Genomic DNA, 13,878 nt, shown 5'->3' with positions numbered 1-13,878 from the left:
GGGGAGAAGGGTACGGGAGCTGGGGAGGGAGCCTGAGACGTCGGGAAAGCTTCGGAGTCTTGGTCCTGCTTCTAAACGGGAGGGCCCGACGGCGTCCGGCGCGGCGTTCGTTCGAACGCCACGCCGGACGATATTGGTGGAACTACACCTCGTCGCCGCCGATATCAGTGCCACCGGGCAGCGTGTTGACCACGGTCTCAAACATGCCATTGAGTTCCCCGCCCAAGGCGAGGACAGCGGCGATGATAACTACAGCAATGAGGCCGACCATCAGGCCGTACTCGACGGCAGTGGCGCCGCGGTCCTTGCGGTTCTCGAAGCGGTCGTCGAGGAACGCCTGGAAGGTGGCCATGAGGGCATAGACCTGGTTCATGATGAACCCTTTCTTGCGAGGGAATGAGCCGGTGGCTCGAGGGGGAGGGACGCCCCGCGAGGGCCAGAGGAATCTGTGCGGGGACTGAGAAGAGTATGCACCCGCTTCTCAGGTTGTGCAAGCGTTCAGATATGTTTTCGTGATGAACTTCATAGGACGCGCGCATTTGCCGTGCTCGCGGGCCTGCGCCCTGCGAGATAGTGACCAGCGCAACGGGTCTCGGAGGCGCTGGCCTGCCCGCGCGAGCACGGCATCAGGACGTCGGTCCGTTAGTGCGCCTGCGAGGTGAACGGCACCTGAGTAAGAAGTTAAAGTGACTTCTTACTTTGTGGTAGGGGCCGCCGGTGAGTGATCTGTCAGCGAAAATGCAGGCCGCAGACGCGGTTGCGCGTCGGGTCTGCCTCGGTACCGTCACCCTCACGACGCCGTCCGAGGAGGTTTGTGATGACCGCACGCACCGTGTCCACCGCCCGCCGCGCCCGGAGGGGTTCGACCTTCGTGGCCCTGTCCGCAACCGCGCTCCTGCTGGCCTCATGCGGCACCGGAGAGGACTCTCCAGCCGCAGGGGGTGACGTCACGCCCCAGGACGGCGCGGGGAACACGTCCGAGACCAGCACCTCCGAGACCACCACAGAGACGTCCGGCCAGAACGCCGGCGGCCAGGCGTTCGCGACCGCCGAACTGGTGAACCCCGAGGGCGAACCGCGGGGGACGGCCGAGTTCGTCGAGTCCGATGGCGGCACGCTCGTCACGGTCAACGCGACCGACCTGGAGCCCGGCTTCCACGGCCTGCACATCCACGGCGCGGGCCTGTGCGAGCCCGACAGTGAGAACCCCACCCAGCCGGGCGAGCGGGGCGCGTTCCTCTCCGCCGGCGGCCACCTGGCCGGTCCCGGCGGCGACACCGGCCACCCCGAGCACGCCGGGGACCTGCCGACCCTCTACGTGACCGAGGACGGCACGGCCCGGATCGTCACGCTCTCCGACCGCCTGGACCGCGACCTGCTCCTGGACGAGGACGGTTCGGCCGTGATGGTCCACGAGAACTCCGACAACCTCGCCAACATCCCCGAGCGCTACGCGCCCGAGGGGGCCGACGAGGAGACGCGCAATGCCGGCGACGGCGGGAGCCGCGCGGCCTGCGGGGTCGTCACCGAGCAGAACTGACTACTTCTGCCGCGGCACCCGGCCCATGAGGTAGAACTCCGGGTTCGGGCGCATGTCGGTGGCGTTGGCCAGCCGGTTGCTCAGCCCGAACAGCCCGGTGATCGCGGCGATGTCCCACGCGTCCTCGTCGTCGAGGCCGTGCTCGTGCAGGGCGGCGAAGTCGGCGTCGCCCAGCTCGTCGGAGTGCAGGTTGACCTTGGTCGCGAAGTCGCAGATCGCCCGCTCGCGCGGCGTGAGGTCGGCCTTGCGGTAGTTCACCGCCAGCTGGTCGGCGAGCATCGGCGCCTTCTTGACGATCCGCAGGATCGCCCCGTGCGCCACCACGCAGAACAGGCAGCTGTTCTGCCCGGAGATGGTCACCACGATCATCTCCTTGTCCGCCTTGGACAGGTTGCCCTCGCGCTCCATCAGCGCATCGTGATAGGCGAAGAACGCCCGCGACTCGGCGGGGCGGCGCCCGAACATCAGGAACACCTCGGGCACGAACCCGGCCTTCTCCTGCTCGGCGAGGATCCGCTCGCGCAGGTCATCGGGCAGGTCGTTGAGCTCGGCGAGGGGATAGCGGTCCGACATGGAGGTCTCCGGGGCGTAGACGGGCGAGGGGTCGCCTCACCGTAGGACGCACGCGGGATCGCCGGACGCGTTCAGCGGGCCCTCCCCCGCGCTCCCCACCTGCGCTCAGGACTCGCGGAGCTGCCCCCACACGTGGACGTGGTCGATCTCCACCCACGCGTCCACGCGGGCGCGGTCGCGCACCGGGTACGGCTCGCCGGTGTAGTGCGTGCTCAGGGCGTCGATGCCGGACAGGTCCGGGTCGTCGGCGATCTCCACGACCCGCCCCTGGATGCTCGCGTGGGTGTACCAGTCCTCGGACGCGATGACGGACAGTGCCACCCGCGGGTCGCGTCGGAGGTGCTGCAGCCGTACGCGGTCGGCGTCGAGGTTGAGGTGGATCCGGTCGCCCTCGACCAGCCGGTACCAGGTCGGCACGGTGACCGGGGAGCCGTCCTTGCGCAGCGTCGCCATGACGGCCGGGTTGGGTGCGAGCAGGACGGCGCGGGTGTCGTCGTCCAGGTGGGAATCGGTCACGGCGGGGATCCTTCCATCGGCGTTGCGGTTCGCCCCCAGTGTGCGCTGCCCGACCGCGACGGCGCACGAACCGAACGGTAGCCAGATACCCCGCAGGGTTTTACGGTGGCTGATGTACCTGTTCCCCCAAGGAAAAAGGACACAGCACAATGCTTTTCGAACGCATCTATGACTACGACCTGGCCCACGCCAGCTACTTCATCGGCTGCCAGAGCAGCAGCGAGGCGATCGTCGTGGACCCCAGCCGCGACCTGCGGGCCTATTTCGACATGGCCGACCAGCACGGCATGAGCATCGTCAAGGTCACCGAGACCCACATCCACGCCGACTACGTGTCCGGCGCCCGCGAGCTGGCCGCCGCGACCGGCGCCACCGTCTACCTCTCCGACGAGGGCGGCGACGACTGGCGCTATGGCTTCGAGGGCGAGCGGCTCCGCGACGGCGACACCATCGAGCTCGGCAACGTCCAGCTCAAGGCCGTGCACACCCCCGGCCACACGCCCGAGCACCTCATGTTCCTCGTCACCGACGGCGCGTTCGCCGACGAGCCCGGGTACGCGCTCACCGGCGACTTCGTGTTCTGTGGTGACCTCGGCCGACCGGACCTGCTCGACGAGACCACCGGCGGCAACGCGTCGAACGACGAGGACACCCGCGTCGACAGCGCCAAGCAGCTGTTCGCCAGCCTGCGCGAGCGCTTCCTCACCCTGCCCGACCACGTCCAGGTGTTCCCGGCCCACGGCGCGGGCTCGGCCTGCGGCAAGTCCCTGGGGGCCTTGCCGTCCAGCTCGGTGGGTTACGAGCGGAAGTTCGCGTGGTGGCCCAAGTACGTGGAGAACGACGACGAGGAGGGCTTCATCTCCGAACTCCTCGACGGCCAGCCCGACGCGCCGGCGTACTTCGGGCGGATGAAGCGCGAGAACCGGGACGGCCCCTCCGTGCTCGGCAATCCGTTGCCGGAGCTGCACGAGCTGCCGGCGGAGGAGGTGGCCTCCGGCATCGAATCCGGTGACCTCGTCGTCGTCGACCCCCGCCCCGCTGACGACGTCCACGACGGCACCGTCGAACGCGCCATCAACCTCCCCGCCGGCCAGGCGGGCACCTACGCCGGCTGGGCGATCGATCCGGAGTCCGACGCCCGCGGCCTGGTCTTCCTCGCCGAGGACGCCGATGAGGCCGACGAGCTGCGGCGCCACGTCATCCGCGTGGGCGTCGACACCACGCGCGGGTACGTCACCTCCACCGACGGACTGCCCACGTTCCGCCCGGAGACCGTGGACCCGAAGGACCTGGAGTCCCACGAGCACGCCATGGTGCTCGACGTCCGGGCCACCTCCGAGTACGAGGACGGACACGTCCCCGGCGCCACCCAGCTGCACGGCGGCCAGGTGATGTGGGAGCGCGACGAACTGCCCGACTCGGGAAAGATCGTCACCTACTGCCAGTCCGGCACCCGCAGCTCTGTCGTGGCCAGCTCACTGCGCAGCGTCGGTTACGACGTCACCTAGCTCGAGGGCAGCTACTCCGCCTGGGAGGACGCCGGGATGCCCACCGAGTGAGCTGATCGCGGCTACCGCAGTCCGGCGGCCGGTCGGGGCGACTCGACCGGCCGCGAGGCGGTCCGCGACTCTGCGGGCCGGGGCCCCACGGCCTCGCCCGAGGGGAGGAACCGGCCCGCCGCGAACTCGGAGCCGTATCCGTCGACGAACTCCCCGTCGGACCACACCACGTGGCCGCCGATGATGGTCGCCGCAACCGCCCGGTCGTTGCGGTTGACCATCCGGCGGATCCCGCCGAACTCGTCCATGGCCTCCTCGTGGTACTCGAGGGACTCGCCGTCGAGCCCGGACGGGTCGACGACCACCACATCGGCGCGCGCGCCCACCTGCAGGCGCCCGGCGTCGAGGCGGTAGAAGTCCGCCAGCTCACCGGTGAGCTTGTACACGGCCTCCTCGGTGGTGAGGAACGGCGTGCCCTTGAGTTGCGCCTGGTGCACGCGCTCGAGCAGACGGATCCCAAAGTTGTAGAAAGCCATGTTCCGCAGGTGCGCGCCGGCATCGGAGAAACCGATCGTCACGCCCGGGGTCCGCGCCAGCCGGTTGGCGACCTTCTCCCGCGCGTTGGCGATGGTGGTGGTCCACCGGAAGTCGGTGCCGTTCTCCACCACCAGGTCGAGGTAGGCGTCCGCCGGGTGGAGCTTCCGGGCGCGCGCGACGTCGCCGACGGTCTGGCCGACCAGTGACTCGTCGGGGCAGGCCACGATGAGCGCGTCGTCGAAGTCCCGGTGCCACACGCGTGGGCTGAAGCGCTTCTCGAAGTCGCGGCGGAACCAGCGCCGGTAGCTCTCCTGCTCGAGCAGGTCGGTGCGGGCCATCTCGTCGACGAGGTGCAGTGCCTCGCGGCCGGAGCCGAACTCCTCGAACACCACCAGGTCGATCCCGTCGGCCCACACCTTGAATGTCGTGGGCAGGTGCTGCCACACGAACTTGCCCTTACCCAGAGTGTTGGCGGCAAAGGCGATGGGCCGGAAGATGCGGTTGACCCACGGCTCGGCCAGCGTGTCGGCGGCGGCCAGCAGCGAGACACGCAGGGGCTTGCGGAACAGCCCGGTGCTGGTGGCGGCGTAGAAGGCCACGTCGACCTTGGTGTTGAGGTTGGGCACGCCCTGCAGGACCCGGTCACGGCGGCGCAGGAGCCGGCTGATCCGCCGGAACTCGCCCCACGAGGCGTGCGTGGAGGGCAGGGTCCGCGAGCGATAGCGGTCACCGTCCATCTTGTCCCAGGGATTGGTCATGGTGGACACGCCCAGGAAACCCTCGTCGAGAGCAGCGTTGATGCGGCGGTCGATCGTCCGCAACTCGTCGCGGCTGGGGGACTGCGTGGGGTCGGTCGCCCGGCCCAACCCCATCACCGAGGCGCGGACGTCGGAGTGGCCGAGGAACGACGCGACGTTGGGCCCCAGCGGCAGGTTCTCGACCGTGCGCCGCCAGTCCGCCGGGCCCGACCAGGTCTTCTTCTGCTCGAGCGCCGCCAGTACCGAGTCGCGGGGCAGGGCCTCGACGCGGCTGAACAGGTCGGCCACGTCGACGGCGCCCGAGTACACGCCCGAGATGGAGCAGTTGCCCACCAGGACCGTGGTCACCCCGTGCCGAACGGATTCGCCCAGGCCCGGGGAGACGAGCAGCTCGACGTCGTAGTGGGTGTGGGTGTCCACGAACCCGGGCGTCACCCACCGCCCCTCGGCGTCCACGACCTGCGTGCCCGGCGAGACGGGCAGCGGCGCCGGGCTGATCGCCGCCACGACACCGGCCCGGATCCCGACGTCCGCGCGGACGCCCGGGGCGCCGGTGCCGTCGAAGACCGTGCCCCCGCGGATGACGACGTCGAAGTCCGCCCCGCCCGGGCTGGCGTTCTCGGCGTTTTCAGCGCGATCGGCGCGGTCGGCGTTCTCGGTGATGCTCACGAGGAGCTCCTCTTGTTGTGATGTGGAACACAGCTACCCACAGGTTACTCGGACATTCGTCCACGTCCAGCCCGGGTTGGCGCCGGGCTGTGTCGGGGTCGCCGAGTAGCGTGGCCGGCATGACGACCCGCACGGAGCGCCTGGACGGCCTGCCGTTCACCCGCAAGCACCGCAAGCTGCTGCTCGGCTCGGGCGTGGGCTGGGCACTCGACGCCATGGACGTCGGCCTCATCTCCTTCGTCATGGCCGCGCTGGCCGTCCACTGGTCGCTCTCGCCCACCGAGCTGTCCTGGATCGGGTCCATCGGGTTCGTGGGGATGGCGATCGGCGCCGCGCTCGGCGGGCTGCTCGCCGACAAAATCGGTCGCCGCCAGGTCTTCGCCGCCACCCTGCTGATCTACGGCCTCGCCACCGGCGCGGCGGCGTTGTCGACCGGCATCGCCATGCTCATCGTGCTGCGCTTTATCGTCGGCCTGGGCCTGGGCGCCGAGCTGCCGGTGGCATCCACCCTGGTCAGCGAGTTCGCGCCCCGCCGGATCCGCGGCCGGGTGGTGGTGATTCTCGAGGGGTTCTGGGCCGTCGGCTGGATCATGGCCGCCCTCATCGGCTACTTCGTGGTGCCGGTCGGCGACGACGGGTGGCGGTGGGCCCTGGCCATCGGGGTCGTCCCCGCCGCGTACGCGCTGGTCGTCCGGTTCGGGCTGCCCGAATCGGTGCGGTACCTCGAATCGAAGGGCCGGGTCGACGAGGCCGAGCGCATCGTCCGCGACTACGAGGCGTCCGCGGGGGTCGAGCCGCCGGCCGCGCCGTCCGGGCCGTCCGCGTCGGCGCCCGCTCATGCTGGCGCCGACGGGGCCGCGTCCGTCTCCGCCGGCGCGGCGCTCGCATCGCCCGCCGAGCCCGCCGAGTCCGCCGAGTCCATCTGGTCCGCGCGCCTGCGTAAGCGCACCGCCGCTCTGTGGATCGTGTGGTTCGGGATTAACTTCTCCTACTACGGCGCCTTCATCTGGCTACCCAGCCTGCTCGTCTCTCAGGGCTTCGATCTGGTGAAGTCGTTCGGCTACACGCTCATCATCACCCTCGCCCAGCTGCCGGGGTACGCGGTGGCGGCGTGGCTCATCGAGATCTGGGGTCGGCGGGTCACGCTCGCGGTGTTCCTCACCGGTTCGGCGGTGGCGGCCGGGCTGTTCGGCCTGGCGGACTCCCCGGCCACGATCATCGCCGCCGGCATGGCGCTGTCGTTCTTCAACCTCGGCGCGTGGGGCGCCCTGTACGCGATCGGCCCGGAGCTCTACCCCACCTCGACCCGCGGGTCCGGCACCGGCGCCGCGGCGGCGTTCGGGCGGATCGCCTCCATCATCGCTCCACTGCTCGTCCCGCTCCTGCTCGATCTGGGCGACACGGCCATGGTTTTCGGTGTGTTCGCCGCGGCATTCGTCGTCGCCGCCCTGGCCGCCTTCACCCTGCCGGAGCGCAGGGGGGTCGCGCTCGAGGACACCTGACCGTGACGACGAGTGACCGTGAGAACGCCTGACCGCGGGCGTCCGGCCCGGATGCGGTGCCGCCCCGCGGATGTGACGATGGCGCGGTGACCACTCGCGTGATCGGCGCACTCGTCGCCGTCCACGGCCTGCTCGTGGTGCTCGGCGGGATCCTGCTGGGCAGCATCGGCGTGTCCACGGGGGGCTTCGTGCAGCGGGTGGGCTGCGGCACCTACTTCAGCCCCGACTACACCGAGGCCCGCGACAAAGACAACGCCCTCACCTCGCTGAGCTGGAAGGACCTCCTCCGGGGAGAGCGCCCCCAGCCGAGCACGGAGGCGCAGGAGGCGTGTGATGCCGCGCTCGCCCAGCGCCGGGTCCCCGTGCTGGCCTCTCTGGGGATCGGCGCGACGATCGTGGCCGTCGGCCTGGGGATCGGGCTGTTCCCCGTGGTGTCCACCGCCCTGACCAGGCGTGACGAGGACGGCCGCATCGGCGGGCGGAACAGCGGCGCCAGCGGTGGGGGCAGTGGCACCCGCCCGGGTGATGGTGGCCCCCCGGACGCGACCGGGTAGCTCAGTCGCGGTTCTCCCGACCGTCGCCCAGCTCACGGATCCGCTCGGTCGCCGCCCGCAGCCGCTCCTCGCGCGCCTTCTCGTCGGCCTTCTTGAGCTTCTCGTACGTCTTCTCGTCGGAATCCGTGTAGCGCAGCACGAGCCGGGGGAGGCCCAGCGTGAGAACCAGCGAGGGCCACACCATCCACGCGTACTGCCAGTCCACGATGATCTGCAGGACGAGGAACGTGATGAGCGTCAGCCCGATCACCACGCCGTCGAGCGACTCTACCAGTTTCCCGCGCCTGCGCAGGTCCTCCAGGTCGGCGTCGGTGCCGCGGGCCGCAGGCGTCCCCGCGCCGGTGGGGGACCCCGGCGACAGGGCGGACGAAGTCGACGAGGACGACGACGACGACGAGACCTCCAGCTCGCCACCGGTGGCGGTGGCCGACTGCACGATCATGCCGTCGACCAAGGTCAGCGGCGTCCCGCCGGGAAGGTCGCCGAACGAGCCACGCAGCTGGCCGAGTGTGCGGGACGCGGCCACGTCTCCGGACCGGGCGTGGAACTCGGCGTCATCGAGTCGGCCGGACGCGTAGTGGTCGCCGAGCGCCATGAGGGCGTGCAGCCGCTCGGAGTCGGAGAGCAGCAGGTCGTCCGGGTCGGTCATGGGCTCAACGCTAGAACCGCCCGGCCCGCTACGCCATAGGGAACGCGCCGATGCGCCCGGCGGGGTGCCGGTGGCGCTCCGGGCTGGGGCGCGGGTCCGGCGTGGCGACTCGGTGTCACACTTCGTGGCGCTCGTGCGTCGAAGAAACATGAGCACACCACGACGCAGCACCGAACAGCGCAAACAGGTCGGCGCGGGAGCGATGGCACCCATGTTGGCACTCGAGGCCTACTCGCGGGCGCGGGTCTCCCGGGAGGACAGCCACCTCATCCGGCTCCGCGTCTCCGCGGTGAACGGCTGCCGCTATTGCCTGGCCATGCACCGACGCGATGCCCGCAAGGACGGGTGGAGCGGCACCCGGATCGCGGTCTCCGAGAACTGGCTCGCCCACGCCGACGAACTGTCCCCGGCCGAGCGGGCGGTCCTGGCATTCGCGGACGCCGTCACCCGCATCGACGGTGAGGACTCCGTGCCCGACGAGGTGTGGGACGAGGTGGTCCGCCACCGGGGCGAAGGTGGGGCTGGACAGCTGGTCATGGAGATCGTCACGATCAACGCATGGAACCGGATAGCGATCGCCACCCGCAAGGACCCGGCGACGCTGCGCGGTCTCGTCCCGAGCGACCTGGAACCGGCGACCCGGCCATGACCGTGGCCCCGCCCTCGACCCCCGTGGCCGGCACCGCGCTGCCGGACCGTGCCGCGCTGGAGCGGGTGCGGGGCCGACTGCTCGGGGTGGGCTACCGCATCACCGGGACCTGGGCCGACGCCGAGGACGCCGCCGACGAGGCGCTGGCGCGGTGGGTGGCGCTCGATCCGTCGTCCGCGCCCCGGAACGTCGACGCGTGGCTGACCACCGTCGCGACCCGGCTGTGTCTGGACCGGCTGCGCAGGCGCAAGCGTGAGGACTACGTGGGCGAGTGGCTGCCCGAGCCCGTCGACACCGCCCTGCTGCCCGCAGACCGGGCCGAGCGTCGCGACGATCTGCGGATCGCCGTGCTGCTGGCCTACGAACAGCTGGGCCCGGATGAGCGCGCGGCGTTCGTCCTTCGTGAGGCGTACGACCTACCCTACGCCGAGATCGCCGACACCCTGGGCGCGGCCGTGGCCACCGTCCGCCAGTGGGTGAGCCGGGCCCGGCACCGCCTAAAATCCGACCTCCGCCCACCCGAACCCGCCTCGGACGCGGTGATCTCGACACTGGTGGAGGCCGTCCTGGCCGGCGATCTCCCGCAGACGATCGCCGCCCTCACCGCGGATGCCCGCGTGATCTCGGACGGCGGTGGCAAGGTCAACGCCGCCCGGCGGGACATCGTGGGGGCCCGCAAGTGCGCCTACTTCCTCATCAAGGCCACGGAGCTCTCGGGCGGGATGATCGCGCCCGTCGAGGTCAACGGCGAATTCGCGCTGGCGATCCTCGCCCGCGGTGTCCTGCGGGTGGCGCAGGTCGGCGTGGTCGACGGCCGGATCTCACGCCTCTACTTCCACAGCAACCCGGACAAGCTCACCCGGCTCGCACTACCCGCGGGGTTCGCGTCGGCCGGATGATCCGACCCGACAACCACGGTCCCGGAAAGTCGGGCGGCTGCGCGTGACCGTCGAGGACAGTGGTGTCTCGTGGAGGGAGGTACCGTGATCGAGATCCTCAACCGGCTCGTGGACCAGATCGAGTGCAACCTGTCCGGGGAGATCGACGTCGGCGCCGTCGCCGCGTCGGGCGGTACGACGGACTATCACCTGCGACGCATGTTCTCGTCCCTGGCGGGGATGCCGGTGTCGGACTACGTTCGTCGTCGTCGCATGACCGTCGCGGCCGCGGACGTGGTCGGTGACGAGGACCTGCTCACGATCGCCGTGCGCTACGGCTACGGCTCGACCGAGGCGTTCGGCCGGGCCTTCCGCGCCGTGCACGGAGTGAGTCACGGCGACGCCCGTCGCGGCGGTGGCCCTCTACGCAGCCAGCCCGTACTCAGGTTCCGCCTGACCGTCGAAGGGAGCCGTCCCATGGACGCCCGCATCCTCGAACGCTCCGCATTCCGTCTGATCGGCCACGCTGCTCGTGTTCCACTGATCCACGAGGGGGCGAACCCGCACATCCGGGACCACGTCGCCTCGATCCCCGCGGCCGAACACGAGCGCCTCAAGGCCCTGTCCGAGACCGACCCGGCAGGGATCCTGCAGGTCAGTGCCGACGTCGACCCGGACTACTCGGAGGGTAGCGAACTGACGTACCTGCACGGGGTCGCGGTGGACGCCGACTCCGCGGTCCCGGACGACCTCGATGTACTGGACCAGCCGGCCGGCACCTGGGCGGTCTTCCGGTCGTCGGGTGCGCACCCGTCGGCGCTGCAGGAGATGTGGGCGGCGACCGCCACCGACTGGTTCCCCTCCAACCCGTGGCGGCTGCGGCCCGGCCCGTCGATCCTGGCGATCCTTGACCACTCCGCGGACTTGACCACGGCGACCTGCGACCTCTGGCTGCCCGTCGAACGGGACGGGCGGTGAAGAGGGGCCGATCAGGCCGGCACCCACATCGCCATCTCGCTCCCGCCGGGCTCACGGAAATGGAAACGGCGGCCACCGGGAAAGTCGAACGGCCCGAACGTCACCACGCCACCGGCGGCCTCGACCTGCTCGCGGGCCTCGTCGAGGTCCGGCACGCGGATCACCATGAGCGGGGCGGGGGACTGCTCGTCGTCGTCCCCCTGCACGCCCACGTCGATGCCCCCGCCGACCAGGCATGCGTACGACTCCCCGTACACGGTGGGCTCCCAGCCGCAGACCGTCGCGAGGAACTCGCTCGTGGCGGACATCGAGGTACTGGGGAACTCGACCAGCGTGATTTCGAGAGGGATCCGTGGCATACCGCCGACGTTACGAGTGTTGACGCCGTTCAGTAACGGCTTCGCGCACCAACTGTGGCCGACGCGGCGGCCGGGATTACCCTCGCGGCATGGTCTCGACGATTCCGGGGGTCCTGTCCTCGGGCGCGCAGGCAGCCCGGGCGTTCACCTACAGTTCCCCGGCCCGCTCGGCGCTCCTGGCGTTCGCCGCGGCGATCGCGGTCTTCACGGTGCTGCTGATGATGCCCTGGGCCACGTCCTCGGGAGAGCACGCACACCTGCACGACGCGGTGTTCACCGCCACCTCCGCCGTGTCGGTGACCGGCCTGACCACCGTCGACACCGCGACCCACTGGTCCACGGCCGGGCAGGTGGTGATCCTGGCGGGCATCCAGGTCGGTGGCCTGGGGATCGTCACGATCTCCTCCCTGTTGGCACTCTCGGTGACCCGGCAGTTCGGGGTGCGTACCCGGCTGCTCGCCCAGACGGGCGTGTCGGCGGGTGGACTGGGCGAGGTCCGGTCGCTGATCAAGACCATCGTCGTCTCGTCCGCCCTGGTGGAACTCGTGATCGCGCTCATCCTCGCGCCCCGGTTCATCGCCCAGCATGGCGCGTTCGGCGACGGGCTGTGGCGCGCGGTGTTCTACGCGGTATCGGCGTTCAACAACGCCGGGTTCGTCCTCCACCCCGACGGCCTGGCTTCGGTGGCCGACGACCCGGTCGTGTTCTGGGCGCTGATCTGCGCCGTGTTCCTGGGCAGTCTGGGCTTCCCCGTCCTGTTGGTGCTGTGGAAGCACCAGTGGCACCTGGGACGCTGGAACCTCCACACCCGCCTCACGGTCGAAGTCAGCGTGCTGCTCATGCTCGTCGGGGCCCTCGGGTTCGCCGCGCTCGAGTGGAGCAACGGGGCCACCCTCGGTGGCGAGGGCGTGGTCGACAAACTGCAGCACTCGGTGTTCGCCTCGGTGATGATGCGCTCCGGGGGTTTCGCCATCATCGACCCCGTCGACACGACGGCGTCGACCATGCTCATCACCGACGCCCTGATGTTCGTGGGGGGCGGTTCGGTCTCGACCGCCGGCGGCGTCAAGGTCACCACCCTGGCCGTCATCTTCCTGGCCTTCCTCGCCGAGGCCCGGGGCCGGGAGGACGCCACGGCACACGGGCGCGCGCTGCCCACCTCGTCGATCCGGGTCGCGGTCTCCGTGGCCGGGATGGGACTCACGCTGGTCGCCGGCTCCGCCCTGGCCCTGATGATCCTCACCGGTGAGGATCTCGGGCGCCCCCTGTTCGAGTCCATCTCCGCCTTCGCCACCTGCGGGTTGAGTTCAGGTCTCAGCGCCGAACTCGAGCCGGCGGGGGTGTACCTTCTGTCCGGGCTGATGTTCGCCGGACGAGTCGGCATCATCACCTTCGCCACCGCGCTGACCATGCGAGCAAAGCGGACCAGGTATCGCCTACCCACAGAGAGGCCGATCATTGGCTGATCGCACCCGCCGCCAGTCCCCAGTCCTCATCATCGGCCTGGGCCGGTTCGGAGTCTCCCTCGCCACCCAACTCGTCGGCCAGGGCCGGGAGGTCCTCGCGGTCGAACGCGACCACGGACTCGTCCAGAGGTACGCCGACTCCCTGACCCACGTGGTGGAGGCCGACGCCACCGACCTCGAGGCGCTCCAACAGCTCGGGGCCCAGGACTTCTCCACCGCCGTCGTCGGCGTGGGCACCTCGATCGAGTCGTCCGTGCTGGTCGCGGTGAACCTCGTCGACCTGGGGATCGAGCAGGTCTGGGCCAAGGCGATCAACCAGGCCCACGGCAAGATCCTCACTCGCATCGGATGCGACCACGTGGTGTTCCCCGAGCACGACGCCGGCGTCCGCGTGGCCCACCTGGTGGCCAACCAGATGATGGACTTCATCGAGTTCGACGAGGACTTCGCCATCGTCAAGATGCGGCCACCACGGGACGTCATCGGCAAGTCGATCGACTACTGCCACCCGCGCAAGCGTCACAAGGTCAACATCGTCGGCATCAAGGCCCCGGGCAGCCCGTTCCAGTACGCCCAGCCGGAGACCATCATCGGCGCGGACGACGTCGTCATCGTGTGCGGCCACGTCCGCGATCTGGAGCGGTTCGCCGACTTCTCCGAGCGCAAGAGATAACGAGCGCCACGCGCCCGTGGGCCGGGTCGGACCTGCGCCCCGGGCCCGCATCCTGCACCCGTGCCCGGTCCCTGCACC

15 protein-coding genes are annotated in these 13,878 nt (G+C 70.2%); 9 read left to right on the top strand and 6 right to left on the bottom strand.

Annotated elements, in window-relative coordinates; all coding sequences use genetic code 11:
• Positions 1–142: 142 nt before the first annotated feature.
• Positions 143–373, bottom strand: coding sequence for a Flp family type IVb pilin (locus VZF99_RS15050; protein ID WP_407335230.1), 231 nt, complete (start codon positions 371–373; stop codon positions 143–145).
• A gap of 444 nt (positions 374–817) precedes the next feature.
• Here VZF99_RS15050 and VZF99_RS15045 point away from each other — a divergent pair, with 444 nt between their 5' ends.
• Positions 818–1,540, top strand: coding sequence for a superoxide dismutase family protein (locus VZF99_RS15045; protein WP_407335229.1), 723 nt, complete (start codon positions 818–820; stop codon positions 1,538–1,540).
• Here the strand turns inward: VZF99_RS15045 and VZF99_RS15040 are convergent, their stop codons facing one another.
• Positions 1,541–2,113, bottom strand: coding sequence for a peroxidase-related enzyme (locus VZF99_RS15040; RefSeq protein ID WP_096906562.1), 573 nt, complete (start codon positions 2,111–2,113; stop codon positions 1,541–1,543).
• Between the two features lie 105 nt (positions 2,114–2,218).
• A complete protein-coding gene (locus VZF99_RS15035; protein ID WP_269503570.1) occupies positions 2,219–2,629 on the bottom strand; it encodes a PPOX class F420-dependent oxidoreductase in 411 nt (136 codons plus the stop codon).
• 149 nt (positions 2,630–2,778) lie between these two features.
• Between VZF99_RS15035 and VZF99_RS15030 the strand changes: the two genes are divergently transcribed.
• Positions 2,779–4,137 (top strand): rhodanese-like domain-containing protein, encoded by a 1,359-nt coding sequence (locus tag VZF99_RS15030; RefSeq protein ID WP_407335228.1) that lies wholly within the window; start codon positions 2,779–2,781, stop codon positions 4,135–4,137.
• A gap of 62 nt (positions 4,138–4,199) precedes the next feature.
• Here the strand turns inward: VZF99_RS15030 and VZF99_RS15025 are convergent, their stop codons facing one another.
• Entirely contained in the window at positions 4,200–6,086 is a 1,887-nt protein-coding gene (locus VZF99_RS15025) for an amidohydrolase family protein (RefSeq protein WP_407336145.1), read from the bottom strand.
• A 125-nt stretch (positions 6,087–6,211) separates the two neighbouring features.
• Between VZF99_RS15025 and VZF99_RS15020 the strand changes: the two genes are divergently transcribed.
• Positions 6,212–7,594 (top strand): MFS transporter, encoded by a 1,383-nt coding sequence (locus VZF99_RS15020; protein WP_407335227.1) that lies wholly within the window; start codon positions 6,212–6,214, stop codon positions 7,592–7,594.
• Positions 7,595–7,680: 86 nt separating this feature from the next.
• Positions 7,681–8,148 (top strand): hypothetical protein, encoded by a 468-nt coding sequence (locus tag VZF99_RS15015; protein ID WP_407335226.1) that lies wholly within the window; start codon positions 7,681–7,683, stop codon positions 8,146–8,148.
• Between the two features lies 1 nt (position 8,149).
• On the opposite strand, the gene VZF99_RS15010 is transcribed toward VZF99_RS15015, so the two are convergent.
• Complete coding sequence (locus VZF99_RS15010; protein WP_407335225.1) at positions 8,150–8,797, bottom strand: DUF1707 domain-containing protein; 648 nt, start codon at positions 8,795–8,797, stop codon at positions 8,150–8,152.
• A gap of 148 nt (positions 8,798–8,945) precedes the next feature.
• On the opposite strand from VZF99_RS15010, the gene VZF99_RS15005 reads away from it, so the two are divergent.
• The 3 genes from VZF99_RS15005 to VZF99_RS14995 all read left to right on the top strand — a co-directional run bounded on the left by VZF99_RS15005 (position 8,946) and on the right by VZF99_RS14995 (position 11,302).
• Positions 8,946–9,446 (top strand): carboxymuconolactone decarboxylase family protein, encoded by a 501-nt coding sequence (locus tag VZF99_RS15005; RefSeq protein ID WP_241742133.1) that lies wholly within the window; start codon positions 8,946–8,948, stop codon positions 9,444–9,446.
• Complete coding sequence (locus VZF99_RS15000; RefSeq protein ID WP_407335224.1) at positions 9,443–10,345, top strand: sigma-70 family RNA polymerase sigma factor; 903 nt, start codon at positions 9,443–9,445, stop codon at positions 10,343–10,345. Before VZF99_RS15005 ends, VZF99_RS15000 begins: the two co-directional genes overlap by 4 nt.
• 69 nt (positions 10,346–10,414) lie before the next feature.
• A complete protein-coding gene (locus VZF99_RS14995) occupies positions 10,415–11,302 on the top strand; it encodes an AraC family transcriptional regulator (protein WP_244200820.1) in 888 nt (295 codons plus the stop codon).
• An 11-nt stretch (positions 11,303–11,313) separates the two neighbouring features.
• On the opposite strand, the gene VZF99_RS14990 is transcribed toward VZF99_RS14995, so the two are convergent.
• The gene (locus VZF99_RS14990; RefSeq protein ID WP_407335223.1) at positions 11,314–11,661 is read right to left on the bottom strand and encodes a VOC family protein; all 348 of its coding nucleotides are present in this window, start codon (positions 11,659–11,661) and stop codon (positions 11,314–11,316) included.
• A gap of 89 nt (positions 11,662–11,750) precedes the next feature.
• Between VZF99_RS14990 and VZF99_RS14985 the strand changes: the two genes are divergently transcribed.
• Entirely contained in the window at positions 11,751–13,127 is a 1,377-nt protein-coding gene (locus VZF99_RS14985) for a TrkH family potassium uptake protein (protein WP_120285426.1), read from the top strand.
• Positions 13,120–13,800: a potassium channel family protein gene (locus VZF99_RS14980; RefSeq protein ID WP_407335222.1), complete on the top strand. Its 681-nt coding sequence runs from the start codon at positions 13,120–13,122 to the stop codon at positions 13,798–13,800. Before VZF99_RS14985 ends, VZF99_RS14980 begins: the two co-directional genes overlap by 8 nt.
• The last annotated feature ends 78 nt before the right edge of the window (positions 13,801–13,878 follow it).

Origin of the sequence: Dietzia kunjamensis (assembly GCF_045689975.1) — a bacterium.
GTDB lineage: Bacteria > Actinomycetota > Actinomycetes > Mycobacteriales > Mycobacteriaceae > Dietzia > Dietzia kunjamensis.
The sequence above is the reverse complement of the archived record's forward strand: the minus strand, read 5'-3'. Positions and strand labels throughout refer to the sequence as shown.